This is a genomic window from Rhizobium viscosum (genome assembly GCF_014873945.1).
GTDB classification, from domain to species: domain Bacteria; phylum Pseudomonadota; class Alphaproteobacteria; order Rhizobiales; family Rhizobiaceae; genus Rhizobium; species Rhizobium viscosum.
Window position 1 is genome coordinate 503,880 of sequence record NZ_JADBEC010000002.1, and the last position, 24,400, is coordinate 528,279.

23 protein-coding genes are annotated in these 24,400 nt (G+C 61.1%); 14 read left to right on the forward strand and 9 right to left on the reverse strand.

The genetic code is table 11. The features are described from left to right. Window positions 1–3 precede the first annotated feature (3 nt). The 12 genes from H4W29_RS23230 to H4W29_RS23285 all read left to right on the forward strand — a co-directional run bounded on the left by H4W29_RS23230 (window position 4) and on the right by H4W29_RS23285 (window position 13,586). Complete coding sequence (locus H4W29_RS23230; RefSeq protein ID WP_192731217.1) at window positions 4–1,014, forward strand: sugar ABC transporter substrate-binding protein; 1,011 nt, start codon at window positions 4–6, stop codon at window positions 1,012–1,014. Between the two features lie 60 nt (window positions 1,015–1,074). Then, window positions 1,075–2,625, forward strand: coding sequence for a sugar ABC transporter ATP-binding protein (locus H4W29_RS23235; RefSeq protein WP_192731218.1), 1,551 nt, complete (start codon window positions 1,075–1,077; stop codon window positions 2,623–2,625). Then, entirely contained in the window at window positions 2,615–3,634 is a 1,020-nt protein-coding gene (locus H4W29_RS23240; protein WP_192731219.1) for an ABC transporter permease, read from the forward strand. The genes H4W29_RS23235 and H4W29_RS23240 overlap by 11 nt, the downstream gene beginning before the upstream one ends. 1 nt (window position 3,635) lies before the next feature. Next, the gene (locus tag H4W29_RS23245) at window positions 3,636–4,613 is read left to right on the forward strand and encodes an ABC transporter permease (RefSeq protein ID WP_192731220.1); all 978 of its coding nucleotides are present in this window, start codon (window positions 3,636–3,638) and stop codon (window positions 4,611–4,613) included. Between the two features lie 34 nt (window positions 4,614–4,647). Continuing rightward, entirely contained in the window at window positions 4,648–6,048 is a 1,401-nt protein-coding gene (locus H4W29_RS23250; RefSeq protein ID WP_192731221.1) for an LLM class flavin-dependent oxidoreductase, read from the forward strand. A gap of 124 nt (window positions 6,049–6,172) precedes the next feature. Next, a complete protein-coding gene (locus tag H4W29_RS23255; RefSeq protein ID WP_192731222.1) occupies window positions 6,173–7,783 on the forward strand; it encodes an ABC transporter substrate-binding protein in 1,611 nt (536 codons plus the stop codon). A 40-nt stretch (window positions 7,784–7,823) separates the two neighbouring features. After that, window positions 7,824–8,813, forward strand: a complete 990-nt coding sequence (locus H4W29_RS23260) for an ABC transporter permease (protein WP_192731223.1) — start codon at window positions 7,824–7,826, stop codon at window positions 8,811–8,813. Next, window positions 8,810–9,640 carry an ABC transporter permease gene (locus H4W29_RS23265; protein WP_192731224.1) on the forward strand — a complete coding sequence of 277 codons (831 nt, stop codon included), beginning with the start codon at window positions 8,810–8,812 and terminating at the stop codon, window positions 9,638–9,640. Before H4W29_RS23260 ends, H4W29_RS23265 begins: the two co-directional genes overlap by 4 nt. Next, a complete protein-coding gene (locus H4W29_RS23270; protein ID WP_192731225.1) occupies window positions 9,637–10,416 on the forward strand; it encodes an ATP-binding cassette domain-containing protein in 780 nt (259 codons plus the stop codon). Before H4W29_RS23265 ends, H4W29_RS23270 begins: the two co-directional genes overlap by 4 nt. Beyond that, on the forward strand, window positions 10,413–11,192 hold the full coding sequence (locus tag H4W29_RS23275; protein WP_192731226.1) for an ABC transporter ATP-binding protein: 780 nt from the start codon (window positions 10,413–10,415) through the stop codon (window positions 11,190–11,192). Before H4W29_RS23270 ends, H4W29_RS23275 begins: the two co-directional genes overlap by 4 nt. 11 nt (window positions 11,193–11,203) lie before the next feature. After that, complete coding sequence (locus H4W29_RS23280; protein ID WP_192731227.1) at window positions 11,204–12,298, forward strand: pyridoxal-phosphate-dependent aminotransferase family protein; 1,095 nt, start codon at window positions 11,204–11,206, stop codon at window positions 12,296–12,298. A 433-nt stretch (window positions 12,299–12,731) separates the two neighbouring features. Then, complete coding sequence (locus tag H4W29_RS23285) at window positions 12,732–13,586, forward strand: glycerophosphodiester phosphodiesterase (RefSeq protein WP_192731228.1); 855 nt, start codon at window positions 12,732–12,734, stop codon at window positions 13,584–13,586. Here H4W29_RS23285 and H4W29_RS23290 read toward each other — a convergent pair whose 3' ends face one another. From H4W29_RS23290 to H4W29_RS23330, 9 genes are all read right to left on the reverse strand, one after another. Further along, window positions 13,587–14,402, reverse strand: a complete 816-nt coding sequence (locus H4W29_RS23290) for an inositol monophosphatase family protein (protein WP_192731229.1) — start codon at window positions 14,400–14,402, stop codon at window positions 13,587–13,589. Next, window positions 14,402–15,409, reverse strand: a complete 1,008-nt coding sequence (locus H4W29_RS23295) for a LacI family DNA-binding transcriptional regulator (protein WP_192731230.1) — start codon at window positions 15,407–15,409, stop codon at window positions 14,402–14,404. Before H4W29_RS23295 ends, H4W29_RS23290 begins: the two co-directional genes overlap by 1 nt. Next, window positions 15,393–16,166 carry a glycerophosphodiester phosphodiesterase gene (locus H4W29_RS23300; RefSeq protein ID WP_192731231.1) on the reverse strand — a complete coding sequence of 258 codons (774 nt, stop codon included), beginning with the start codon at window positions 16,164–16,166 and terminating at the stop codon, window positions 15,393–15,395. Before H4W29_RS23300 ends, H4W29_RS23295 begins: the two co-directional genes overlap by 17 nt. 3 nt (window positions 16,167–16,169) lie before the next feature. Continuing rightward, a complete protein-coding gene (locus tag H4W29_RS23305) occupies window positions 16,170–17,219 on the reverse strand; it encodes an ABC transporter ATP-binding protein (RefSeq protein WP_192731232.1) in 1,050 nt (349 codons plus the stop codon). Beyond that, window positions 17,219–18,061 (reverse strand): carbohydrate ABC transporter permease, encoded by an 843-nt coding sequence (locus H4W29_RS23310; protein WP_192731233.1) that lies wholly within the window; start codon window positions 18,059–18,061, stop codon window positions 17,219–17,221. Before H4W29_RS23310 ends, H4W29_RS23305 begins: the two co-directional genes overlap by 1 nt. A gap of 2 nt (window positions 18,062–18,063) precedes the next feature. Further along, the gene (locus H4W29_RS23315) at window positions 18,064–19,365 is read right to left on the reverse strand and encodes a carbohydrate ABC transporter permease (RefSeq protein ID WP_192731234.1); all 1,302 of its coding nucleotides are present in this window, start codon (window positions 19,363–19,365) and stop codon (window positions 18,064–18,066) included. Between the two features lie 65 nt (window positions 19,366–19,430). Next, complete coding sequence (locus H4W29_RS23320) at window positions 19,431–20,777, reverse strand: ABC transporter substrate-binding protein (protein ID WP_192731235.1); 1,347 nt, start codon at window positions 20,775–20,777, stop codon at window positions 19,431–19,433. A gap of 616 nt (window positions 20,778–21,393) precedes the next feature. Further along, a complete protein-coding gene (locus H4W29_RS23325; RefSeq protein WP_192731236.1) occupies window positions 21,394–22,128 on the reverse strand; it encodes a PspA/IM30 family protein in 735 nt (244 codons plus the stop codon). Then, window positions 22,125–22,559 carry a YjfI family protein gene (locus tag H4W29_RS23330; protein ID WP_192731237.1) on the reverse strand — a complete coding sequence of 145 codons (435 nt, stop codon included), beginning with the start codon at window positions 22,557–22,559 and terminating at the stop codon, window positions 22,125–22,127. Before H4W29_RS23330 ends, H4W29_RS23325 begins: the two co-directional genes overlap by 4 nt. Before the next feature lie 117 nt (window positions 22,560–22,676). On the opposite strand from H4W29_RS23330, the gene H4W29_RS23335 reads away from it, so the two are divergent. After that, complete coding sequence (locus tag H4W29_RS23335; RefSeq protein ID WP_192731238.1) at window positions 22,677–23,732, forward strand: potassium channel family protein; 1,056 nt, start codon at window positions 22,677–22,679, stop codon at window positions 23,730–23,732. Next, a complete protein-coding gene (locus H4W29_RS23340) occupies window positions 23,729–24,388 on the forward strand; it encodes a DUF2491 family protein (RefSeq protein ID WP_192731239.1) in 660 nt (219 codons plus the stop codon). Before H4W29_RS23335 ends, H4W29_RS23340 begins: the two co-directional genes overlap by 4 nt. The last annotated feature ends 12 nt before the right edge of the window (window positions 24,389–24,400 follow it).

Sequence of the window (24,400 nt, forward strand, 5' to 3'; positions counted from 1 at the left end):
GTTATGAATGAAGGACTTGGAGGCGGCTTCGGACGCCGTGAAATCTTGAAACTTGCGGCGGTCGCCAGTGCCACCTTTGCAGGCGCCAGCATGCTGACCGCGCCGGCCGCAAGGGCTGACGACGAGGGACTTTCCCTGAAGGGCAAGCGGATTGCCATCAGCGCCACCGGCACCGACCATTATTTCGACCTTCAGGTCTACAATGCGCAAATCGAAGAGGTGAAGCGGCTCGGCGGAGAACCGATTGCGGTTGATGCCGGCCGCAACGACGGCAAGCTGATCGCCCAGCTTCAGACACTTGTCGCCCAGAAGCCGGATGCGCTCGTGCAGATCCTTGGTACGCTCAGCGTCATTGATCCCTGGCTGAAGAAGGCTCGCGACGCCGGCATTCCGGTACTGACGGTCGATGTCGGCTCGACCAACTCGATCAACAACACGACATCGGACAATTGGGGCATCGGCAAGGATCTCGCCCTGCAGCTCGTCTCCGATATAGGCGGGGAAGGCAATATCGTCGTCTTCAACGGCTTTTACGGCGTCACACCCTGCGCCATCCGCTACGACCAGCTCGTCAATGTCATCAAGTATTTCCCGAAGGTGAAGATCATCCAGCCGGAACTGCGCGACGTCATCCCGAATACGGTTCAGGACGCCTTCACCCAGATCACCGCGATCCTCAACAAATATCCGGACAAGGGCTCGATCAAGGCCGTCTGGTCGGCCTGGGATATTCCGCAGCTCGGCGCGACGCAGGCGATCGCCGCCGCCGGCCGCAACGAGATCCGCACCTATGGCGTTGATGGTAGCCCGGAGGTTCTCCAGCTCGTTGCCGACAAGAACTCTCCGGCTGGCGCCGATGCTGCCCAGCAGCCCGCCGAAATCGGCCGTGTCGCAGTCCGCAATGTCGCCAAGCTGCTCGCCGGCCAGACGCTCCCGCGCGAGACCTATGTTCCGGCGCTGCTCGCCAACAAGGAAAACGTCTCCGAGATCATCAAGAAGCTCGGCATCGGCTGATATCAAGGCAGACCTTGCGGCTAGCGCCGCAGGGTCTGCATGTCCCTGGAAAGCGGCATCATGACTGAACCCGTCCCGACGCAAGCGACCGACAATAACGATGTCATCATTCGCTTCGATCACATCGTCAAGCGTTTCGGCGGCGCCCAGGCGCTCGCCGACGCATCGCTCGCCATACGCCGCGGCACCGTCCACGGCCTCGTCGGACAAAACGGCGCCGGCAAGTCGACGCTGATCAAGTTGCTTGCCGGGCTGCATGTCGCAGACGGGGGCACGATTGAAATCGAAGGCAAAGCCTATGATCGGCTGACGCCGCATCTGAACGAAGAGCTCGGCATCCATTTCATCCATCAGGACAGGCTGTTGGTTCCGACTTTCACCGTCGGCGAGGCCCTGTTCCTCGGCCGCGAGACGCGATTTGCAGCAACGCCGTTTCTCGATCGTCGGGCGATGCAGAAGCGCGCCAGCGAGCTGCTTGCCAATTATTTCGGGATCAGTCTGCCGAAGAACGCTCTTATCGGCGAACTCTCGACCGCCGAAAGGCAGATCGTCCAGATTACGCGCGCATTGCTCCATCAGCCGAAAGTACTCGTCTTCGACGAGCCGACCGCTGCCTTGGTGCGGCGCGAGGCTGAAATCCTCTTCCGCCTGATCCGCCGGCTGCGCGACGAGGGCGTGACCATCATCTACATCTCGCATTACCTCAACGAGATCGAGGAACTCTGCGACCACGTCACCGTGCTGCGCAACGGTCGGGATGTCGCATCATTGCCGATAGGCGAAACCTCGGCCAAGGCGATCGCCAGCTTGATGATCGAGCGCGATATTGCCGAGATGTTCCCCAAGCGCCAAGTAGACCTCGGCGAAGCGATCCTGAACATCCGTGGGCTGTCAGTACCCAACCGATTTGACGATGTCAGTTTCAGCCTGCGGCGTGGCGAGGTGCTCGGCATCACCGGCCTCCTTGGCTCCGGCGCCAAGGATCTGATCCGCACGCTTTTCGGTCTGGAACAGGCCGCAAGCGGCGAAATTGAAATCGAGGGACGAGTTGCGCAGTCCCGCAGCCCCGCAAAAGCGGTCGACCGCCAGCTGGCGCTTGTTCCCGAGGATCGTCGCGGACACGGCGTCGGCCTCGATCTCAGCGTGACCGAAAATGTCACGCTACCAAGCCTTGCCCGCTACAGCCGTTTCGGTTTTCTCAATCGCAAGCGTGAACGCTCCGATACCGAGGAGTTGATCAAGCGGCTGCAGATCAAGACGGCCGGGCGCGATGCACTGGTCCGCACACTCTCGGGCGGAAATCAGCAGAAGGTGGCGATTGCCAAATGGCTGAGCCGCCAGTCGGAAATCTACCTGTTGGATGAACCGACCGTCGGCGTCGATATCGGCTCAAAGGTTGAGATCTATGCGCTGATCGGCGAGCTTGCGGCACGCGGCGCCGGCGTCATCGTGCTGTCCTCCGACCTGCCGGAACTCGTCGGCATCACAGACCGGATTCTGGTGTTTTTCCGCGGCCGCCTGATCCAAGAACTCGACTCCTCGAAAACCACAACGGATGAAGTCCTGTCGATCTCGACCGGCGCTTCGGAGGGATTGCGCCATGTCGGCTGACGTTCACTTCGCGCCTCTTCCCGCCGCCCCCTCCGAACCCGTGATGCGATCCAAGAGCGCTGCAGCGGTCGCGGTGCTCCGCTTTGGCTCGCTGCTTGCTTTTGCGGCCATCCTCGTCGTGTTCTCGTTAACGGCGCCGTATTTCCTGTCGATCGGCAATATCGGCAATGTTCTCGGCCAGTCCGCCATTTCGGGCGTATTGGCGATCGGCCTGACTGTAGTGCTGATCGCCGGCGGCTCGAATGTCGTCACCGGTGGCATCGACCTGTCGCTGGCGGCCAATATGGGCCTGAGTGCCGCAGTCTATGCGACGCTGATCCAGCTTGGCTATGGTGACGCAATAGCGGCGGCAGCGGCCTTGCTGACCGGTGTTGCGATCGGTGCAGTCAACGCTGTCGCCATCGTACTCGCGGGCATCGTCCCGCTGCTAGCAACGCTCGCAGTGATGAATGTCGTCGCCGGCTTCGAACTTGTCCTGACGCAGAACACCGTCGTGCCCGCCGCGACCGATTTCCTCACGGCGATTTCGGCTTCCGACAGTTTCGGCATTCCCATTCTCGCCTATGTGCTGATCGGCTTTACCGCAATTGCCACCGCCATCGTGCAATATACGCCGGTCGGTCTGAGGCTCTATGCTGTCGGCGAGTTTCCGGATGCAGCGCGCGCCGCTGGCCTGCCGCTCAAGCGACTGCTTGCCGGGGCCTTCATTGCCAGCGGGCTCTGCGGTGGTTTTGCCGGCATCCTCTCTGTTTCCTATCTCAGCGGCAGCACGACCGGCTCGGGCGAAGCGCTGCTGCCTGTCGTCGTCATCGCGCTGCTCGGTTCGGTCTTTTCGCGGCGGCTGGTTCCGACCGTTCCGGGAACGCTGATATCGGCACTGTTCATCGGCTTCCTTACCAACGGCTTCCAGCTCCTGAACCTGCCGAGCACGCTCGTCAGCGGCGTGCAGGGCCTTCTCATCCTGATCGTCGTGTCGGCCACGACATTGCTGCGCAAGCGGGAGATCTGACATGTCCGCCTCGACTTCAGCCGGATGCTCGCTCGCCGGCCTCGCACGCTTTGGCCTGATCGTGGCGCTCATCGTGGTTTTCTCTGTCTTCTCGATCCTGGCGCCAACCTTCTTCACTCCCGGCAACCTGCAGAGCATTCTCGTCAACAATTTCACGCTGCTCGCCATCGTCTCGATCGCCATGACCTTCGCCGTCTCCGCAGGCGGCATCGATCTGTCGGTCGGCACGGCCGTCGATTTTGCAAGCTTCGCCTTCGTCTCCCTCGTTCTGGCGGGCCAGCCGGTGCCGCTGGCGCTGTTCGCCGGCATTGCAGCCGGCGCGCTGGTCGGCGTGTTCAATGCTGTTCTCGTGTCCGTGATCGGCGTTGCACCATTTCTGGCGACACTCGGTACGCTCTTCATCGGCCGTAGTATCCAGCAATTGCTGACCAATGGCGGCAATCCGGTTTATCTCCCGCCCTCCGGCGTCCCGGATGCCTTCCGCTTCGTCGGTCACGGTACGATCGCCAATGTGCCCGTTCCGCTGGTGATCGCCGCGGTCGTCATTGCCGGTGCAGCAGCCGTGTTTGCCTGGACCCGTTTCGGGCGGGTGGTGGTCTCGATCGGCATTCAGCCAAGCGTCGTGCGCTATTCCGGCATCGGGCTTGGCGTCCCTGTTGCCGCCACCTTCATTCTTGCCGGGCTGATTGCCGCCGTTGCCGGCCTTATCCTGACGGCGACCGTGACGGTCTACATCCCCTCTTCCGGCAATGCGTTCCTGCTGAACGCCATCGGCGCGACCTTTATCGGCACGACGCTGTCGCCACTCAGCCGGCCCAATATCCTCGGCACCGTCCTCGGTGTCCTGCTCCTCAGCATCGTTGCCAACGGCCTGCTGCTGACGGGCCTGAACTTCTACTGGCAGCAGGTCGGCACCGGCACGCTCATCTTTGCCGTGCTCGCCTTCAGCTTCATCAACAGGAAAACCGTCGGCGCCTGAACCGCACCTCGCCGGCAGATGCAGGAAGAATGAAATGACCCGTGAAATCAGGCTCAACGCCTTCGACATGAATTGCGTCGGACACCAGTCGCTGGGGCTCTGGCGCCATCCGCGCGACAAGTCCTGGACCTACAAGGATCTCGATTACTGGGTGCATCTGGCAAAGACGCTGGAGCGCGGTAAGTTCGACGGCCTCTTCATCGCCGATGTGCTGGGCGTCTATGACGTCCTGAACGGCAATGTGGATGCCGCACTTCGCCATTCGGCGCAGGTGCCGGTCAACGATCCGCTGCAACTCATCCCGACCATGGCCTATGAGACCGAACATCTCGGCTTCGGGCTGACGGCCTCGCTCTCCTTCGAGCATCCCTACACATTCGCCCGGCGCATCTCGACGCTCGACCACCTGACCAAGGGCCGCGTCGGCTGGAACATCGTCACCTCTTATCTGAACAGTGGCGCGCTCAATATCGGCCAGCCGGCACAGACCGGCCATGACGACCGCTATGATCTCGCCGACGAATATCTTGAGGTCTGCTACAAGCTCTGGGAGGGAAGCTGGGAGGACGATGCTGTCGTCCGCGACCGTGAGACCGGCATCTTCACCCATCCGGAAAAGGTCCATCCGATCAACCATTCCGGCAAGTATTTCACCGTTCCCGGCATTCACCTGAGCGAGCCGTCGCCGCAGCGCACGCCCGTGCTCTATCAGGCCGGCGCCTCCAGCCGCGGCAAGGATTTTGCCGGCGCGCATGCGGAATGCATCTTCGTGGCTGCGCCCTCCAAGACGGTTCTGAAGCGCTATGTCGCCAATGTCCGCCAGGCCGCCGAACGGCAGGGGCGTAACCCGCGCGAAATCCTTGCCTTCAACCTGCAGACCGTCGTGCTTGGGGAGACCGATGCCGAGGCGCAGCGCAAGTTCAACGAGTACCGCCAATACGCTTCGTTTGAAGGGGCTCTGACGCTGATATCAGGCTGGACAGGCATCGACTTTGGCCAGTTCGGTCCGGACGAGGTGTTGCGCCACCGCTATACGAATGCCGTGCAATCGGCCGTCGAAACCTTCACGACCATCGATCCGGACAAGGAATGGACAGTGCGCGAAATGGCCGATTGGGTGGGCGTCGGCGGATTCGGTCCGGTCTTCGTCGGCTCGCCGTCGACGGTCGCCGATCTCATGCAGGAATGGGTCGAAGATACCGATGTCGACGGCTTCAACCTTGCCTATGCGGTGACGCCCGAAAGCTTCGAAGACACCGTCGATCTACTGGTGCCGGAACTGCAGAAGCGTGGCGTCTACAAGACCGAATACCGGCAGGGTACGTTGCGCGAAAAGCTTGGCGGTGCGGGGCCGCGGCTGGTTGCTCCGCATCCGGGAGCGGCGTATCGCAACCTCGGTATCGACACACCGCGGTTCGCCGTTGGCGGCCGTTAAAAAATAATGGCTGGGTGACAAAAAAATATCTCGCCTGGCCATCCTGTTCGAATTTAATTCCTGTCACACTTACGGTTTCAGCTCGAATATAGTTCATTGAATTTCTTGGGTATCAGGAGGGGGCATGACTATTGCAGATATCTCTCGGCGCGGCCTGCTGAAGGGCACGGCGCTGCTTCTCGGAACGACGGCGTTGTCCCGTATTGCGCTGGCGCAGGACGTGCCGGCCGGCGGGCGCCTGATCGTTGCCGCCGATTCCGAGCCGAAGAATCTCAACCCCGCCATCGTCGCCTCGAACGGCGTCTTCTTCATCGCGAGCAAGGTGATCGAGCCACTCGCGGAGGCCTCCTACGAAGGCTCGGATGGCTTGGCGCCACGTCTCGCCACGTCCTGGGAAGGCTCAGCCGACGGGCTCTCCGTCACCTTCAAGCTGCGCGACAACGCCACCTGGCATGACGGCAAGCCATTCACCTCGGCCGACGTCGCCTTCTCGGCGCTCAACGTCTGGAAGCCGCTCCAGAACCTCGGTCGTCTGGTCTTCGCCAATCTGCAAGCGGTCGACACACCCGACGACCATACCGCGATTTTTCGTTTCTCGAAGCCGACGCCCTTCCAGCTCATCCGCAATGCGCTTCCAGCCGTCACCAGCGTCGTTCCCAAGCATATTTTTGAAGGTACCGATATCGCCAAGAACCCGGCCAACAATACGCTTGTCGGCACCGGCCCGTTCAAGTTCGCCGAATACAAGCCCAGCGAATATTACCGGCTGACGCGCAACGAGAACTACTGGCAGAAGGGCGAGCCGAAGCTCAATGAAATCGTCTATCGCGTGCTGCCGGATCGTGATTCGGCCGGAGCCGCACTCGAAGCCGAGGAAATCCATCTCGCCGCCTTCTCGGCCGTACCGCTTGCCGATCTCGACCGCATCTCCAAGGTTGCGGGCATTAAGGTGATCTCCAAGGGCTATGAGGCGCTCACCTATCAGCTCGTCATCGAGATCAATCATCGCCGCAAGGAACTCTCCGATCTCAGGGTCCGTCAGGCGATCGCCCACGCGATCGACAAGAAGTTCGTCGTCGATACGATCTTCCTCGGCTATGCGACAGAATCCACCGGCCCTATTCCGAAGAATTCGAAAGAATTCTACACGGCCGATGTCGCCAACTATAATTTCGACGTGGAGGCGGCAAACGAGTTGCTGGACCAGGGCGGCTATACCAAAGGCCCCGACGGCAATCGATTCCAGCTCAAGCTGCGGCCGGCGCCCTATTTCAACGAGACGCGTCAGTTCGGTGATTACCTGCGCCAGGCACTTGCTGCCGTCGGCATCGACGCCGTCATCGTCAATGCCGATGCGGCGGCCCATCAAAAGGCCGTCTATACTGACCACGACTTCGATATCGCCGTCGGTCCGCCGGTCTTCCGTGGCGATCCGGCCATCTCGACCACCATTCTCGTCCAGTCCGGAACACCTGACGGCGTGCCCTTCTCAAACCAGGGCGGCTATGTCAGCGCCGAGCTCGACAAGATCATCGCACAGGCAGCCGTGACCGTGGATCCTGCAGCGCGCACCGACCTCTATTACAAGTTCCAGCAGCTTGTGGTGGCCGAACTGCCGCTGATCAATGTCGCCGAATGGGGCTTCATCACGGTCGCCCGCGACACGGTGCTGAACGTTTCGGACAATCCGCGATGGGCAGTTTCGAACTGGGGCGATACCGCGCTGCAGTCGTGATAGTGTCGAAGGCGCAATTGCGGCAGAGGCCTCGTCCGGCGTGAAACGTGCACTTCTCCTCCTGAGACGCAGGATCATCAGCAGCATCCCGGTGCTGTTGATCGTCGTGATCTTCAGCTTCTTCCTTCTGGAATCCGCCTCCGGAGATGCCGTCGATGCCTATCTCGGTTCGATTGGCGGCGGCGATGCGGCGCTCATCAGGTCGCTGCGGGAAAGCTACGGCCTCGACCAATCGGTCTTGGCTCGCCTCTGGCTCTATCTGTCGTCGCTTGCCCGCCTTGATCTTGGCTGGTCGGTCGCTTTCAACCGGCCGGTACGGGATCTGATTGTCGAGCGACTACCGAACACGCTGCTCCTGATGGGAAGTGCTACGGCACTCTCCTTCGGCCTCGGTTCGGCGCTCGGCATCCTTGCCGGTACAAAACCTGGCAGCCTGCGGGATCGTTTTCTCTCGATCGGCTCGCTGATCATCTATGCCATCCCGAGCTTCTGGCTTGGTCTGGTGCTCAGCATCCTCTTTTCCGTCAAGTTGCGCTGGCTGCCGATTGCCGGCATCGAGACCATCGCCTCCGGCAAGACCGGGCTATCACGCGTGCTCGACGTAGCGGAGCATCTTGCCTTGCCGGTCGGGGCGCTCGCCTTTATCTATCTCGCACTGTTCCTGCGCATCATGCGCTCTGGCATGGCGGAAGCCTGTAAGCTCGATTTCGTGCTGTTTGCCCGGGCAAAAGGTCTGTCGCGCAGCCGCATCGTGCTTCGGCATGTGGCGCGCAATGCGTTGCTGCCGCTTGTCACCATGCTCGGCCTGCAGTCCGCGGCCATGCTCGGCGGCAGCGTCGTCATCGAGAGCGTCTTTGCCATTCCGGGCTTCGGCAGGCTGGCGCAGGAAGCCGTCAATGGCCGGGATGCGCCGCTTCTGATGGGCATCATTGTCACGAGCGCCGTCCTCGTCATCTGCGTCAATTTTATCGTCGATCTGGTCTACGCTGCCCTCGATCCACGCATCGGCGCGTCGGAGGGCCGAGCATGACCCTGCTGCGCCGTCTCCTTCAAACGCCAGAAGGTGTGATCGGGCTTGCCATCCTTGCAGTCCTTCTTGCCGCCGGCTTGCTGGCGCCGGTCCTGTCGCCAGGAGATCCGCTCCGGATTGCCGGGCGGGCGATGCTCACACCGTTTACCGATACGGGCCTGCCACTCGGCACCGACAGGCTGGGGCGCGATGTGCTCGCAGGCCTGCTCTATGGTGCGCGGACTTCTTTGGCCGTCGGCATTGCCGCAGCTTTCTCCGCTATGGTGCTTGGGCTTTTCGTCGGCATGGCCGCCGGTTTTGCGGGCGGCGTCATCGACGAGGCATTGATGCGCGTCGTCGATGCTTCCCAGATTGTTCCCGGCTTTCTGCTGGCGCTCGCCTTTGTCAGCATCATCGGAGTCTCGGTACCTGTCATCGTCTTTGCCATCGCGCTCGGAGCCTGGGCCGATCCTGCGCGGCTGACGCGGGCGCAAGTCCTGTCCATCCGCGAACGGGATTATGTGGCTGCCGCACGTGTGATCGGCATGCATCCGGCCGAGATCGCCTTCAAGGAAATCCTGCCGAATGCGCTGCCGCCCGTGCTGGCGCTGTCGGCCACAATCGTTGCCGGCGCAATCCTCACGGAAGCAGCACTTTCCTTCCTCGGTCTCGGCAATCCCAACCTTGCCACATGGGGCTCGATGATCGCCGAAGGCCGCAGCGTGCTCCGCTCGGCCGCCTATCTTTCGGTGCTGCCCGGCCTGGCATTGGCGATCACGGTGCTTGGCGTTCACCTTTTCAGCGAGGGCCTGACCAAGGCGCTCGACAGTGGTGGAGGGCCGCGATGACCGCTCTCTTCTGCTGCGTCAAAGGGCTTTCCGTCCGTTATGAACAGGAGACGGCGCTGAAATCCATCGACCTCGATCTAGTCGGAGGCGAGAGGCTGGCGATCATTGGCGAAAGCGGATCCGGCAAAAGTACGCTTGCCCGGGCGCTCGCCGGCCTTCTGCCGGTACAGGCAAGGATCGAAGGCAACATAAGCTGGCCGGCGCTCGGCCATGCTCCGCTTCCCGGCCGTGATTTCGGTTTTGTTTTTCAGGACCCCGGCACCAGCCTCAATCCAATGCTGACGATCGGCGAGCAGGTTGCGGAGGGTGCCCGACGACACCTGGGCCTCGGCTGGCGACAGGCCTATGCACGCGCCGAGGAGCTGCTGGAGCGCGTAAGCCTATTGCAGCCGACAAACATGCGCGCGTTCCCGCACCAGCTCTCGGGTGGCCAGCGGCAGCGCGTGGCGATTGCGGCAGCGATTGCAGCCAGACCCGCCCTGCTGATCGCCGATGAGGCGACCAGCGCACTCGATGTCGTGGTGCAGGCCGAGATCGTCGGACTTCTCGACAGCCTGGTGCGCGAGGAAGGCATGACGCTTCTCTTCATTACCCATGATATCGCGCTCGCCTCCGGCTTCGTCGATCGCGTCGCCGTCTTCCGCGGTGGAGCGTTGTTGGAAGCCGGCCCCGTCCGGTCGGTGCTGTCATCGCCGGCCAATAGCTACACCGCTGCCCTGATCGCCAATCATCGCGATCTCTCCACGCCGCCGCTGATTGCCGAGGTGATGTCGTGACCGGGCTTCTGAGCGTAAATGCACTTTCCAAGGCCTACTCCAGTTCCGGTCGGCAGGTTGCGGCTCTCGACACTGTTTCGCTGACAATCGCAGCCGGCGAAACCCTGGGGCTGGTTGGAGCATCCGGCAGCGGAAAATCGACCCTGTCGCGCGTCCTTCTGCGCCTGCTGAAGCCTGATTCCGGCTCTATCAGCTTCGAGGGACAAGACTGGCTTGCGCTTCGAGGAGCTGAGCTGCGACGCAGGCGTGCGCGCATGCAAATGGTGTTTCAGGATCCACTTGCAGCCTTCAACCCATTGGCGTCCGTCGCCTCCGTTCTCGACGATCCACTGCGGATCCACGCCATTGCCGACAGGAAACAGCGGCCGGCGGATATCGCTGCCCTGCTGGAACGCGTCGGCCTGCACGCAACCCTCGCTCCCCGCCCGGTTCGCACACTCTCGGGCGGCCAACGACAGCGCGTCGCCATTGCCCGCGCTATCGCGACGCGGCCTTCACTGTTGGTGCTGGATGAAGCCGTTTCCGCGCTCGACGTGACGGTTCGTGGCCGCATTCTCGAATTGCTGGTAGAACTGCAGCGCGAGCATGGCCTTGCCTATCTCTTCATATCCCATGACCTTGCGGTGGTGCGCGCGATTTCGCATCGCATCGCCGTTATGGATGCCGGCCGCATCGTCGAGGAGGGACCGGCAGCGGATGTCGTCAATGCGCCGCGATCCGATGCGGCGCGCCGGCTCGTCGCGGCGGTGCCACGCCTTGTAACCGAACCCGTTTGATGGAGCTGCGCATGACCGAAGTCGCCTGGAACCCGCTCTATGGTACCCCGGTCTATCCGGCTGAACGTTACGCCGCCCTCGCCCGCCGCATCGGCGGGATCCTGAAGACGAACAACGACGTTCTGTTGGTGCAGGCCGAGGCCGTGGTGGCGCTCGAAGCCGTTGCAACCAGCCTTGCCAGACCTGGCCTCTCTTTACTCAACATCGTCACCGGCCCCTATGGCAACTGGTTTGGACAATGGCTGCGGCGCGGCGGCACTCACGTCGTCGATATCGTCGCTCAGCCCGGCCTGCCGATCGAGCTCGACGCGATCGCCGTCACACTGGATACCAACCCCAATGTCAGCGCACTGGCGCTTGTCCACGCGGAATCGGCAAGCGGTATCCTCAATCCATTGCCGGAGATCATCGCTCTCGCGAAGGCGCGAGGCATTGTGACGATAGTCGATGCCGTTGCTTCCGTCGGCGGCCACGCGCTCGATGTCGATGCGTTGGGTATCGATATCGCCGTGATCGGTCCACAGAAAGCACTGGGCGGGCCGGCGGGCGTTTCTGCGCTGTCGGTCAGCCAGCATGCCTGGGAACTGGTCCTCCATGACGGCGCACCGCGGGATTCGATCTTGTCGCTGGCTGACCTGAAGGCTTGGGTGGATGCCGGCTGTGGCGCGTTGCCGGGAACGCCGGCACCGTTGGAATTCTTTGCGCTGGAAGCCTCCCTCGACCAGGTCGAGGCCGAAGGGCTGGCGCAGATCGTCGCCCGCCATGAGAAAGCCGCTTCGGCGAGCCGAGCCGGCCTTGCAGCGCTGGGCACGAGCCTTTGGGTGCCGGCCGAACAGGGATCGAACCTGGTGACGACGGTCTCGCTGCCGTCAGGACTTGAATCCACCTCTGTGACCGGCTTTGCGGCAGGCTTGGGCGTCGAACTGACGCTCGGTGTCGGGACGGGCTTGTCTCACCTCATACGTATCAACCACACAGGCGCGCGGGCAAGCTTCCCCACCGTGCTTGCAAATGTCGTGGCTTATGGCGCTGCACTTCGGCAGGCCGGGTTCCCGGCGAATATCGGCGCCGCTTCGGAAGCTGTCACGAAGAACTATTGCGGCTGATTGCTCCTCAGTACCAGGAGTTCGGCGTTGGCTGCCAGAAGAACAGTTCTTCCTCCCGCAGGCTACGCAGACGGCTTTCGGAATCTTCTCCCGCAGCGCGGCGAGGTGTTTCGGGCGCTGCGTGGTCACGGCTCCGGAAAAGCTTCGCTAGGAAAGTTTTGAATGCCGCAAACATACGCCACCTCCTGGAAAACCGAGCTTGGATTCTCTCACGGATCGCCGGCGCAGGAAATATTGTCTATAAAATTAGTATTCTAATTTTCGCTATTACACTGCATGCGGATACCATCGGAAGACTGGCCCACGAAAAAGGCCATGTCCGGTGCAAGAGAAGCGGCTGTCGGGAGATCGGGTTTAATCTGCCGCCGGCCCTTGAGAATCGGATCCTTCCGATGCACGAAGAGGCAGAAACGAATAGGCCGAGGATGATGGAATGGCAGACGCAAGCGGGCTTCAGATAGCGTTCGAGAGCCATGTGATCCTGCTGAAATGGCATCGGCTGCGCCGGCGCATGGCCGACCCGCTGTTTTCGGCTGAAGTCATGGCAGACGGCTTCAAGGCCGGCGCCTCGATGGAGCTTGATCTGAGGGTGCGCGCCGATGGCGGTTTCGTCGTGCTGCATGACAAGGAGTTGGAGGGCGAGACGTCCGGGCACGGCATCATTGCCCAAAAAAGCCTTGCCGATCTGCGTGACCTACGCATGAAGGACGGCAATCGCCCGCTCCTCACCAGCGAGGATCTGGCAGCCATGCTGCAATCAGCCCATCCGAACGCATTGCTGCAGTTCGACATGAAGGACGATTACGACGTGATCGGTGAAAAGGGCATCGCCCATCTTGCTGAACACCTGCAGCAGATTTCCGCCTCCGTCATTGTCAGCGCCGGAAGTCTGGAATTGATCCTCGCCGTCAAGGAAAAGCTGCCGCATCTGCGCCGCGGCATCGACCCCACAGACAAGCTCAGCGGTATCTACAAAGCCGAAGGCTGGAAGGCGGTCGAAAAGCAACTGCTTGTCGATCTGCGCGGGCCGACGGAGCCGGAAACAATCTACCTTTACTGGCCGATGCTGCTCAATGCCGCAAAGGCCGGCCTCGATATGATCGCGCTCTGCCACAGCGAGGCCAAGCGGGTCGACGCATGGACCTTCACGCTGAAGGATCCCGACGGCGGTTTCAGCGATACGGAGTGGACGAACTTCTCGGCACTGGTCGCTTTGAAGCCGGATCAGATCACCACGGACGAAGCCCTGGCGACCGAGCGGGCATGGTTAAAGCGGGCGGCGGGCTGATCAGCCCGCAAGACCTTCGAACTCGACGAGGAAGGCGAATTCTTCTGCCAGTCCAGGCGAATGGGCGATAACAGGACCGCCGTCCTCCAGCAGCATGGCGACAGGCGGAATGGCGACCTTCGCGCCGGCCTCCGCGGCGATCAGCGCGCCAGCCAGCATGTCCCAGGCATTCAGATGCCGTTCGTAGAAGAGGTCGGAAACACCTTCAGCCACGCGTACCAGATCGACTGCCGCTGCACCCATGCGGCGATAATCCATTCCACGTTCGTAGAGCCGCTTGGAAAGCGCCGCATAGTCGTCGAAGCTCGTCTTGCGCGAATGGCCGAGCACAACGATCGCATTGGCGGGATCCGTCGTCGGAGCGGCGTGGATCGGCTGTCCTTCCTTGAGGGCGCCGCGGCCGCGGATCGCGGAGAAAACCTGGTCGTTGGCCGCGTCGTAGACCACGCCGATCTCTACCTTGCCACCAACAACGAAGGCGATTGAAACACCCCAATGGCGGAAACCACGGATATAGTTGGTCGTGCCGTCAATGGGATCGACGACCCAGGTACCGGCAGAGCCGGATTTGCCGCCGGTTTCCTCGCCCATGAATGTGTCGTCAGGAAAGCGCGCCAGCAGCCCTTCGCGGATAGCCTGTTCTGCCTGCCTATCTGCGACGGTAACGAAATCTTGCAAGCCCTTGTTTTCGACATGCAACGCGCCGGAGTTTCCTTCACGCCTGAAGCGCGCAGCCTCGCGTCCAACCTTGCGGGCCACGTCGATTGCGACCTCCGCCCGCGCGGTCAGAGCGGAGGTATCGAATGCGGAATTCATCAAGCAGTCCTTCTTTTAATCAGCGTCACGGGGGTAAATTCGACGCGGGCGGTCATATCCGGTTCGGCCATCCTGCTCATCAGCAGATCGACGGTCTGTTCGGCCTGCAAATCGCACGGCTGGCGGATGGTTGTAAGGTCATAGGCCGACCAGCTGCACTGTGGAATGTCATCGTGGCCGACGATGCGGAACGGCGGCTGGTCCTCACGACCAAGCCCCTTCATGACGCGATCGATCACGCCGCAGGCCATATAGTCGTTGGCGCAGAACAGCCCGTCGATACCGAGCGACACAAGGTCGGCGGCTGCGTCATAGCCACTCCGATAATCGTTGATTTTCAATTCGATCATACGCGGCTCGAGGCCAGCCTGCCGACAGGTGGTCATGAAGGCTTCACTGCGCCGCCGTGCCGTATAGGAGATAGCGGGCGCCGCCATTACCGCCGGCGCCCTGACGCCGTTTTCCAGCAGATGCGTCGCGGCAACGTGGCCAGCCATCCGGTCGTCGGATATGATGCGGTCGACGAACGGGATATCGTCGCCCTTGTTGATAAGTACGATCGGCACACCTTCGGCAGCACATTGCTCGCAAATCTCCGTCGGCGGCGCGTCCGACGTGACGATAACGCCTGAGACTGCATAATGCAGAAGCTGGCCGATGACATCAGAGGTGTCCGCTTCCTTCGACGTCGGCAACAGGATCGGGCGGAAATTGCGGGCGATCAATACACGTGCCAGATGCTCGATCTGCATCGTGCGGAACGGATTGTCGAGGCCTGCAGCAACGAGGCCAACGAGATCAGAGCGCTTGTTGGTAAGGCTGCGGGCAAGATAATTTACCCGATAGCCAAGCTCCTTGGCCGCCTGATAGACCTTCTCGCGCGTCTTCGGCGAAACGCTTGCATCCGGCGTGAAGGCGCGCGAAACGGCAGCGCGTGAGACGCCTGCCACACGCGCCACATCGAAGGACGTGACCTTTCTCGGCCCCTTGTTATCCTTGTCGGCCATGCTTCTCATCCCTGGCGGCCGGGCGCATCAGATCGGGCAGATCCGTACAGATGCCGAGCACCGGAAGCTTCATGATGTCCGTCAAGATGGCCGGCCGCTCCTCGTGCCAGAGCACGATCTCGCGACCTTGGCCAAAGGCTCTCTGCGTCAGTTCATCGGTAACCAAATCCTGCGGCCGTTCGCCGGCCCTTTCCCAGCAGAGGTGCAGAATATCGGCGCCTGCCTCGTCGCCAGCCGCATGCGGATCATGGCCGACGCGGATCAGGACAGAGAGAGGATAGTCGCAGCCGGCTTCGCGGAGTTCGCGCACCTGTGCGGCGTCGAAGGATCCAAGACAGGCGAAGCGCTGGTTCTTTTCCTTGAGATGCTTCCAGCACAAAGGTCCCGTGCCGGGCGCCTTGAGCTCGATGTAAAGGCCGGTATTGGTCCGCCGACCGAGAGCTGCGACCGCCTCGAAAGTCGGAACGTTGACACTTTCGAGGGCGGTAAGCTCGGCCGCCGTCATCTCCGAAATGCGCCTGTCGATGCCGAAGACACGTTCGAGATGATCGTCGTGGGAGACCACGACCACGCCATCCTTGGTGAGCTGGGTATCGAGCTCCCACATTTCCGCGCCGAGTTCGGCGGCACGCTGGAAGGCTTCCAGTGTATTTTCCCGCTCATGGCCGCTGGCGCCACGATGGCCGATACAGAACGGCAGGCTTCCCTTGTTTGACGGCCAGCCATAGCGCTCGAAGAAAGACGAGAAATCACGCATCGCTCAGAGCCTCCGGCCTTCTTCGTCGAAAACGAACACGCCTCGGCTGTCGATTGCCCATTTCACGTCATCGCCGACAGTGATGTCGTTACGAACAGGCTGAATGGAACGCAGCAACGAACCGCTGGCAAGCCGGACGTCGTAAAGGTTCTCGCGACCCTGCGTTTCGGCGAAAGTGACCTTACCGGGAACGGCGACATCGCCGGCCGGATTAAAATGTTCGGGGCGCACACCGAGCGTCAGCCTGGTGCCTTCCGCAGCCTTGACCGATACCGGCACGCGGATCTCGCTCTCCGGCATGGCGAAAGCGCCGTCCTTCATGACGCCGCGCAGGAAGGTGATCGGCGGATTGCCGAGAAAGCCAGCGACAAAGGAGGTGCGCGGGTCGTTGTACATTTCGGAGGGTGTGGCGATCTGCACGATCTCGCCTTCCTTCATGATCGCGATGCGGTCGCACATGCTCATCGCTTCCACCTGATCGTGGGTAACGAGAACGGCAGTGATCCCGGTCTCGCGCTGGATGCGGCGGATTTCCGAGCGCATTTCGAGGCGAAGCTTCGCGTCGAGGTTGGCAAGCGGCTCGTCTAGCAGCAGCACATCCGGCTTGCGGATCAGAGCACGGGCAAGCGCCACACGCTGCTGCTGGCCGCCGGAAAGCTGCGCCGGCCGGCGCTCCATCAGATTGCCGATCTGCACGAGGCCGGAAATGCGCTCGACCTCCTTGCGGATATCGGCCGCATTGACGCCCTTCACCTTCAGCGGAAAGCCGATATTCTCGGCAACCGTCATATGTGGATAGAGCGCATAGGACTGGAAAACGACGCCGACATTGCGCATCTGGCTCGGCAGGTCGGTGACGTCCCGGTCGCCGAAGAGAATGCGGCCGCCGGTCGGTCGATGGATGCCGCAGATGGCAAACAGCGTCGTGGACTTGCCGCACCCCGAGGGTCCGAGCAGCGCCAGCATCTCGCCGCTGCCGACTTCGAGCTTCATGTTCTCGATGACCTTGGTAGAGCCGAAGCTCTTCGAAAAATTGTCGAGGAGGATGCGCATCAGCCTTTGCTCCCGCCGCCGTAGATGTTCATGAGGTATTTGTTGAAGAGTGCGTAGGCGATCAGCACCGGCATGAGGTAGAAGAGGCCGACCGCCTTGAACATGTTGAAATCGTAGTTGTTGTCGTCGGCAAGGAAGCCGGCGAGATAGACCGACAGCACCTGCACCTGATTGCCCGGCGCCAGCACCTGCGGCAGGATGAACTCGCCCCAGCCGGAGAGGAAAGAGAAAAGGCCGAGCGCCATGATGCCGGGTTTGACCTGCGGCAGCACGAGGCTGCGCCAGACACGGAAACGCGAGGCGCCATCGACGACGCCGGCCATTTCGATTTCCCAGGGCACCGTGTCGTAGAAACCCTTCATCAACCAGATACCGAGCGGCAGATCGATCGCCGCTTTCACCAGGATCACGCCGATCAATGAATTGTAGAGACCGATCATCTGCAACACGATGAAGATGGCGATGATCAGCGTCACCGACGGGAAAGCGTGCAGCACCATGACGCCGGCAAGGAAGAAGCCGCGCGCAGGTACATTGAGCCGCGAGAGCACATAGCCCGCCATCGACGAGACGATGAGCACCAGGCTGGTGGTGCAGGCCGAAAACAGCAGCGTATTTACCGTCACCTGCCAGATGTTCGCCTTGCCCGCCGTCGTCTGCCATAGGAAGCGCCAGTGATTGAGCGTCAAGCCGGAGGGCAGCAAGGCATCCGGCTGCTTCACCGTCACGGTGTCGAGGAAGAGATAGACATACATCAGGAGCAGCGGCAGGCTGACGATGGTCAGTGCCGTTAGGACAGGCCAGTTGCGGTAATTTGCCGAGGGCTGCGAGCGTTCGGCCATGGTCAATCCTCGATCAGGGGCTTGGCGACAAGCGTGCCGTAGTTGAAGACGCGCAGATAAAGAAGCGACAGGGTCACGCCGATGACGACGAGCACCAGCGCCATGGCGGCACCCAGCCCGTATTCGAGATTGCCGGCATAGTTCCTGAGCGCAGTGTGATAGGCGGAGAGCGCCCAGACCTCGGTCGCGTTGCCCGGCCCGCCATTGGTGGCGAGCAGGATTTCATTGAAGGAGGCAAGCAGCGACAGGGTCTGATAGCAGGTGACGAAGAGGATCGGCCAACGCATCTGCGGCAGGATGATGTAACGGATCTGCTGCCAGCGCGAGGCGCCGTCGACCTCGCTCGCATAAAACTGGCTCTTCGGAATGGCCTTCATCGCCGATGAGAAGACCAGCATACCCATCGAGGCACCGATGAAGCCGTTAATCAGCACCACGAAGAACCAGGCATGATAGGCGGTGTCGAGGAGATAATTTTTCGGGGGATAGCCGAACTTGCCCATCAGCACGGAAATGAAGCCGGTGTCCCAGGCGAGCCACTTCCACAGCATAACGTAAATGACGACGGGGGTGATGCGCGGCAGCAGCCAGATGCCGCGGAAGATCGAGGCCGGCGTCGGCGGCATGTAATGCGTCCAGATCGCCAGCAGCAGTGCGTAGCCGACATTGAACAGCGTCAAGACCAGCGCGACGTAGAGCGCCGTATTCAAAAGTACACGCGCCATGTCGGGCGAGCTGGCGATGCGCGAGAAGTTATCGGTCGTCCAGGTCCAGCCGGTATAGGTGGCCTGAGCGACAGTTTCCTTCTGTTCCGGCGTCAGCTTCAGACCCAGCGTATCAAGAGCGGAAAAAAGCTCTTCCTTGCTGTCGAAGCGTGTGTTGACGACGGAGCGGTTGAACTGTTCGGAAATCTGTTTGACGTCGCGCGTCGAAGGCCGTTCGGCAAGATCCTTGATCATGCGCTCGGCTTCGCGCCGCGTCGGGAAGACCTCGCCGGCGTGTTTGGCGCGCAATTCCGCGGCGATGCCTGGCGCCAGTCCGAGGCCTTCGACGGCCTTGAGGCCCGCCTCATCGATCGCATAGCGCGGTTCGGCCAATTCTGCGGCGATGTCGGGCATCGTCGATTTCAGCGTGATCAGCGAATTGGGGGCGATCTGGTAGACGCCGCCTGATATGCCCGTCGCGGTCGTCATGTTGGTCATCGAGAAGACCGCCGTCAGAACGACCGGCAATAGGAAGAAGAGGATGATCATAATCGCCGCAGGCGCGATCATCACCAGTCCGAGCTTTCTGGACGATTTCATGAAAGCCTCCTCGCGGGGGCCGACCGGGCGGCGGGTTCGCCGCCGCCCGGAAGGGTGTTGGGACCTTAGCGGATGACGATCTTGTCGCCGAGCGTGCTCTTCAGCTCGCTCTCGGCGTCGCTGACGGCGGCGTCGACACTCTTGGCACCGGTCCAGGATGCTTCGAGATTCTTCCACATGATGTTCCAATATTTGCCGAAATCGGAATTGTTCGGCATGGCGTTGGCATGCGGCAGCAGGCGCTCGGTGGCCTCGCGGGTCCAGCGGTCGGCCGAGTAGAAGTCGACTTCCGATTCCGCCTCGGAAATGCCGAGATGGGCCGACTTGACCGCGTGCAGCGCGTTGATGCGCGGCTCAGAGGCGATCGTGATCAACTGGGCTGCTATATCGGTGTCCTCCTTGTCGTGACCTGCGGTCAGGAGATAGACAAGCGGGTGGGTCAGCGTGTTGGCCTTGCCGCCTTCGCCGGCCGGGATCAGCGTGAAGATCACGTTGGCGAAGAAGTCCTTGAGACCTTCCTGGTTCACGAGGCGGGCATAGTGCCAAGTGCCGCCATCCCAGATTCCGGCCTTGCCGGTGGCGACTTCCTTCCACCACTGATCACCGGGCATGCCGATGTGGTTTTTCTTGGTGACGCCTGCCTTAACGGCGTCGGCGAAGAACTGATAGGTGCGGGTCATGGCGGCCTTGTCGAAGACGAGCTTGCCGTTTTCTTCCATCGCGCCGCCGAACGAGGTGTAGAACTGCCAGTAGTCGGGGCCGTTGCTGGTGCGCGGATAGAAGCCGTAGCCGGGCTGAACGAGGCCCTTTTCCTGCATCTTCTTGGCGTCTTCGAGCAGGTTCTTCATCGTATACTTGCCGTCCTGGACGCTCTGCGGCAGTGCGTCGAGATCAGCGTCGCTGTAGCCGATTGCCTTCATGTAAGGCTTCCAGAAGAACATCGGGCGGGATTCGGCGTCCTGCGGAATGCCATAGACAGTGCCGTTGTAGGAGGCGATCTGCAGCAGGTTCTCGTAGATGCCGTTGAGCGGCCAGGCGTCGAGATCGACGTAATCCTCGACCGGAACGATGAGGCCGGCCTGCGACCAAGGCGCGATGTCCTCATGGCCGCTGACGACGATATTGGGGGCGGTCTTGGCCTCAGCGGCAAGGGTGAGTGCCTGCTTGAAGTCGTCCCAGCCGGAATAGGCCTTCTTCTCGACGGTGATCTTCAGGTCCTCGCCCTTGAGGGCGGCTTGGCGCTGCAGCTGCTGGGCCGCGATCTCGATGGCGTCGAGGCGGTAGACGTCGTTCGGACCGGTGCCGCCGGCCCAGACGTTGATGGTGACGTCCTTGGCAAGCGCAAATGCGGATGTCGAAGCCAGGATTGCGGCCGCAACGGCAAGGGATTTCAGTGTCGGCAAAATGGTCATCTTCTTCGTCTCCCTAGAAGAGCAGTGTGAGGCCTCTTGACGGGTCATCACTGATGTTGATGGCCGTTCCAATCGCCCCACGAAAACGTGGCGTATCCCGCTCTAGGGGGCGAACATAACGACCGAATGACAAAATTGAGCACGTGTGCAAAATTATTATGACAATGTTCCGGGCGTGGTCAATCGCCGATGGAAAGGTATCGCCGCCGCGCGACTTGGCACGCGCCTGCTCGGGGACGAACAGCGTTTCTTTGAAGCACAATCTCTCACGCCGCAGGAACTGCCATGCCGTATCTGGGATACCTTCACCTTTCGCGCGGCCAGATGCGGCATCTGGTTGATCCGCTCGAACGATATCGTTGCGATCATTTCCCCCCCGAAGACACGATAATACGAAACCGCACAACAACCGCCCGGCAGCGCTCACCGGTAGCAATTGCGTCAACAAGATGCTCACGAAGGTGATTTGAGATGACGTCGTGCCATTTGATGCCGGCCTCCACTCCAGCCAGCATCCTGGATCACAAAACAGCCAAAAGCGGGATCCCTTCCGATCCAACCAAATGCGGATACGCTCCAGCGAGCAGCAGCCAAGGCTGCCGCTCGCTGACGATTGTCAGACTTTGGTGCCGGTAGGCGCCGGCAGCAGGACGGGCTCGGCCGACTGCCTGGGCAGCATCAGTTGGGCAAGAATATCGTCGGCCGAATGGCTCGAGCCGCCAATGCCGGCTTCGCGCAGTTGACGATCGAGATCGCCGCCGTTTTCCAGGGCGGCCAGTTCAGCACCGGCTTCGAGGCGGCCGGCAGTGATTTCCTGGCGTTTCTTGATGCGTTCGAGACTTTCCACGGCGCTCCCGAGACGGGTATTGATGCCCGACTGGTTATGGGCGATCGCCGACTGCGCGCGCAGCAGTGACTCGTTGGCTTTGACGTTCTCCACCTCGCGCTTCATCTGGGCTATGCGTGCTTCGGTGTCCTGGATTGTCCGCAGCATCTGTTGCTGTCGGGGCAGCAGCCGATCGAGTTCTTCCTGGTCGCGCTGCACTTCGGTACGGGTCGTGGCGATGCGCTGGGCAAGGCCCTGAGCGAGATCCGTGCGGCCCGCCGAAATCGCGGCGCGGGCGCTGTCGGTATCCTTGGTCTCCTTCGCGCGATTTTCGTCAAGTCGGCGCATAACGCTCTTGTTGGACGCCATGATACCGGCCAGGTCGGATCGCGCCCGGCGCAGCGACTGTTCAGCGTCGCGGATTTCCTGGTCAAGGATGCGCATGGACTGGTTGTCGGCGGCAGCTTCCGCTGCCTCATTAATGCCGCCGCGAATGGCAGTGAAAATCTTTCCCCAGGTGCTCACGCCGCAATCTCCCCGCTTTTCCATTCTTCAATCATGTGTGCCGCATCTACGGCATTGGCCGCCAGAATTGCGACCTCTTCAACCACCGTGTCGGCGGACGAGCGTGCAGAGAGCGAGCCGAACAATTCATACCATTCCTCACCGTCGATCGCGGTAATGCCGAAACTCGAGAGCGGCACGAACTTGTGCGTCTTGAGCACCATGCGTTCGAAGGCTTCGCGATTGGGTATGTCCTTGCACGGCACCAGAACGACGCTGACGAGGATATCGCGCTCCCCGCTCACCGCCACGAAGACGTCGAGATCGCCTTTTTCCTTAAGAGTGACACATAGGACGTCGCCCTGTTCGGGTACGGCGACATCCACATCGCCGAGTGCCTCGGGATCGGCGGCGAACAGGCGCGTTAAGGTGGTGAGGTTCCAGGTCTCCAAAAAAGTCCTCCATCGATTAGAACGTCGAAAAAATATCTGGGTAGTCGGAATGCCACTTAAAGGTGGCGTGCTAAATAAATTTCGCTAGGTTACGCGCGGGGAACGGGGACGAATCGCGTGCCATTTATCGCTTCAATACTGCGGCGTGTATATCTCTCGCTCAGCGAATTGGCTTGGTCAGCCCTTTTTCTTATCCTCGTGATCCACCTGGTCGTATCCTACCTGCTTTTCACGCTGGCCGGCGAAGGCGATCTTGTCGGCAGTCCGATCGATTTTCTTTACTACTATATGGTTACAGCAACGACTGTCGGCTATGGCGACCTGTCCCCAAAATTAGGGCTTGGCCGGATCATAGCCGTCCTGTTCGTTCTTCCCGGTGGCATTGCCATCTTCACCGCTGTTCTTGGCAAATTGTTGACAACGATCGGCACGATCTGGAGGAATCGTATGCGCGGCTTAGGCGACTACAGCGAACGCACCGGCCACATCATTATCCTGGGCTGGCAGGAGGGGCAGACATATCAGACGCTGCGGCTGCTGCATGCCGAACGACGGGCTAACGAACCGATGAGCGTTCTGGTTGCCAAGGACCTGTTGGAAAATCCCGCCAGCGACTGCGCCGACTATATCAGAACCGAACGGCTTTCCGATGCCGACGCTCTGGTGCGAGCCGGAGCGGCCCAGGCGCGGGCGATCATCGCGCGCGGAGCAAATGACGACGAGACGCTGGCCGCGGTCCTGATTGCAGAAGACCATGCGCCCAATGCCCATATCGTGGCTTATTTCGCCGACGACCGCACAGCACAGATGGTCAAACAACTCCGGCCGCGCGTCGAGGCGGTGGGCTCGCTCGCCGAGGAGCTTCTGTCACGTGCCGCCCGGGATCCGGGCTCTTCGGAAATCGCCGCGCGGCTGCTGTCGGCCGCCTCCACCGACACGGCCTTTTCCCTACCAGTACCGCCTTTGCAAACGCCGCTGCTCTATGGGGACGTGTTTTTAAGCCTCAAGCGTGAGCACAATGTGACGCTGGTGGGCTTGCTGAGCCAGGGTACGACCGACCTCAACTGTCGAGACGACGTGCTGATGCGGGGTGGCGAGACCCTTTACTATATCAGCGGAATGCGGCTAGATCCCGCTGCCATCGCTTGGGCTCGAATGGGAGGCGTATCATGATCGGCTGGTTCAGCGGAGACAAGAACGAAAGGCCCTTGCCCAAAGAACTTGGCCCCTTGAGCGCCGCCATCGGCGGCGCCTTGGAGATCGATTTCCTCTCCCTCGAAGCCGAGGCTTTGGGTGGTGAGCCGGCCATGCCGCTGCCACGGAGCGGCCCCTTCATTATTGCCGGCTACGGTGAAGTTTTGCTCGATGCCGCGACGGTTCTGTCGCGTTACTACGATGAAGATCACCGGATGATTCAGGTGATGTCGACCTCGGGCCAGCCGGGTGATGCTGTTGACGACATCAGCTTTTATCAGCCCTGGGACAGCGTCGTGCCTGCCGGGCAGAGCGAATGGAACCGCTGGACCGGCCCGGCAGGCCTGATCGGCCAGCCATCCTACGATGCCGACGGTATCCTTTACAGTCGCTTCTGGGGCGAAGGTTCGGAGCGCGCCCCCCTGGCGGAGTTTGTTGAAAAGGTCGACGATGGTGAAGAGCAGCGCTCCATTCACCAGACCTGCATGTTGTACTATCGCCCGCTTGGATCGACGCGCGAAATGCTTCTCATCAACGTCGAGCGCGACCTCGATCTCGTGCAGAGCCAGGCGGGAAGCTCGGTTGAATTTCTGATCGGCTACGGGCTCGCTCCAGCCGATGTTCGCCGCGTCTGATAGAGCCATCAA

Excerpts from the sequence above, each read along its gene's own strand:
- H4W29_RS23230 (WP_192731217.1), top strand. The coding sequence starts at position 4 with ATGAATGAAGGACTTGGAGGCGGCTTCGGACGCCGTGAAATCTTGAAA.
- H4W29_RS23235 (WP_192731218.1), top strand. The coding sequence starts at position 1,075 with ATGACTGAACCCGTCCCGACGCAAGCGACCGACAATAACGATGTCATC.
- H4W29_RS23240 (WP_192731219.1), top strand. The coding sequence starts at position 2,615 with ATGTCGGCTGACGTTCACTTCGCGCCTCTTCCCGCCGCCCCCTCCGAA.
- H4W29_RS23245 (WP_192731220.1), top strand. The coding sequence starts at position 3,636 with ATGTCCGCCTCGACTTCAGCCGGATGCTCGCTCGCCGGCCTCGCACGC.
- H4W29_RS23250 (WP_192731221.1), top strand. The coding sequence starts at position 4,648 with ATGACCCGTGAAATCAGGCTCAACGCCTTCGACATGAATTGCGTCGGA.
- H4W29_RS23255 (WP_192731222.1), top strand. The coding sequence starts at position 6,173 with ATGACTATTGCAGATATCTCTCGGCGCGGCCTGCTGAAGGGCACGGCG.
- H4W29_RS23265 (WP_192731224.1), top strand. The coding sequence starts at position 8,810 with ATGACCCTGCTGCGCCGTCTCCTTCAAACGCCAGAAGGTGTGATCGGG.
- H4W29_RS23270 (WP_192731225.1), top strand. The coding sequence starts at position 9,637 with ATGACCGCTCTCTTCTGCTGCGTCAAAGGGCTTTCCGTCCGTTATGAA.
- H4W29_RS23280 (WP_192731227.1), top strand. The coding sequence starts at position 11,204 with ATGACCGAAGTCGCCTGGAACCCGCTCTATGGTACCCCGGTCTATCCG.
- H4W29_RS23285 (WP_192731228.1), top strand. The coding sequence starts at position 12,732 with ATGGCAGACGCAAGCGGGCTTCAGATAGCGTTCGAGAGCCATGTGATC.
- H4W29_RS23290 (WP_192731229.1), bottom strand. The coding sequence starts at position 14,402 with ATGAATTCCGCATTCGATACCTCCGCTCTGACCGCGCGGGCGGAGGTC.
- H4W29_RS23295 (WP_192731230.1), bottom strand. The coding sequence starts at position 15,409 with ATGGCCGACAAGGATAACAAGGGGCCGAGAAAGGTCACGTCCTTCGAT.
- H4W29_RS23300 (WP_192731231.1), bottom strand. The coding sequence starts at position 16,166 with ATGCGTGATTTCTCGTCTTTCTTCGAGCGCTATGGCTGGCCGTCAAAC.
- H4W29_RS23305 (WP_192731232.1), bottom strand. The coding sequence starts at position 17,219 with ATGCGCATCCTCCTCGACAATTTTTCGAAGAGCTTCGGCTCTACCAAG.
- H4W29_RS23310 (WP_192731233.1), bottom strand. The coding sequence starts at position 18,061 with ATGGCCGAACGCTCGCAGCCCTCGGCAAATTACCGCAACTGGCCTGTC.
- H4W29_RS23315 (WP_192731234.1), bottom strand. The coding sequence starts at position 19,365 with ATGAAATCGTCCAGAAAGCTCGGACTGGTGATGATCGCGCCTGCGGCG.
- H4W29_RS23320 (WP_192731235.1), bottom strand. The coding sequence starts at position 20,777 with ATGACCATTTTGCCGACACTGAAATCCCTTGCCGTTGCGGCCGCAATC.
- H4W29_RS23340 (WP_192731239.1), top strand. The coding sequence starts at position 23,729 with ATGATCGGCTGGTTCAGCGGAGACAAGAACGAAAGGCCCTTGCCCAAA.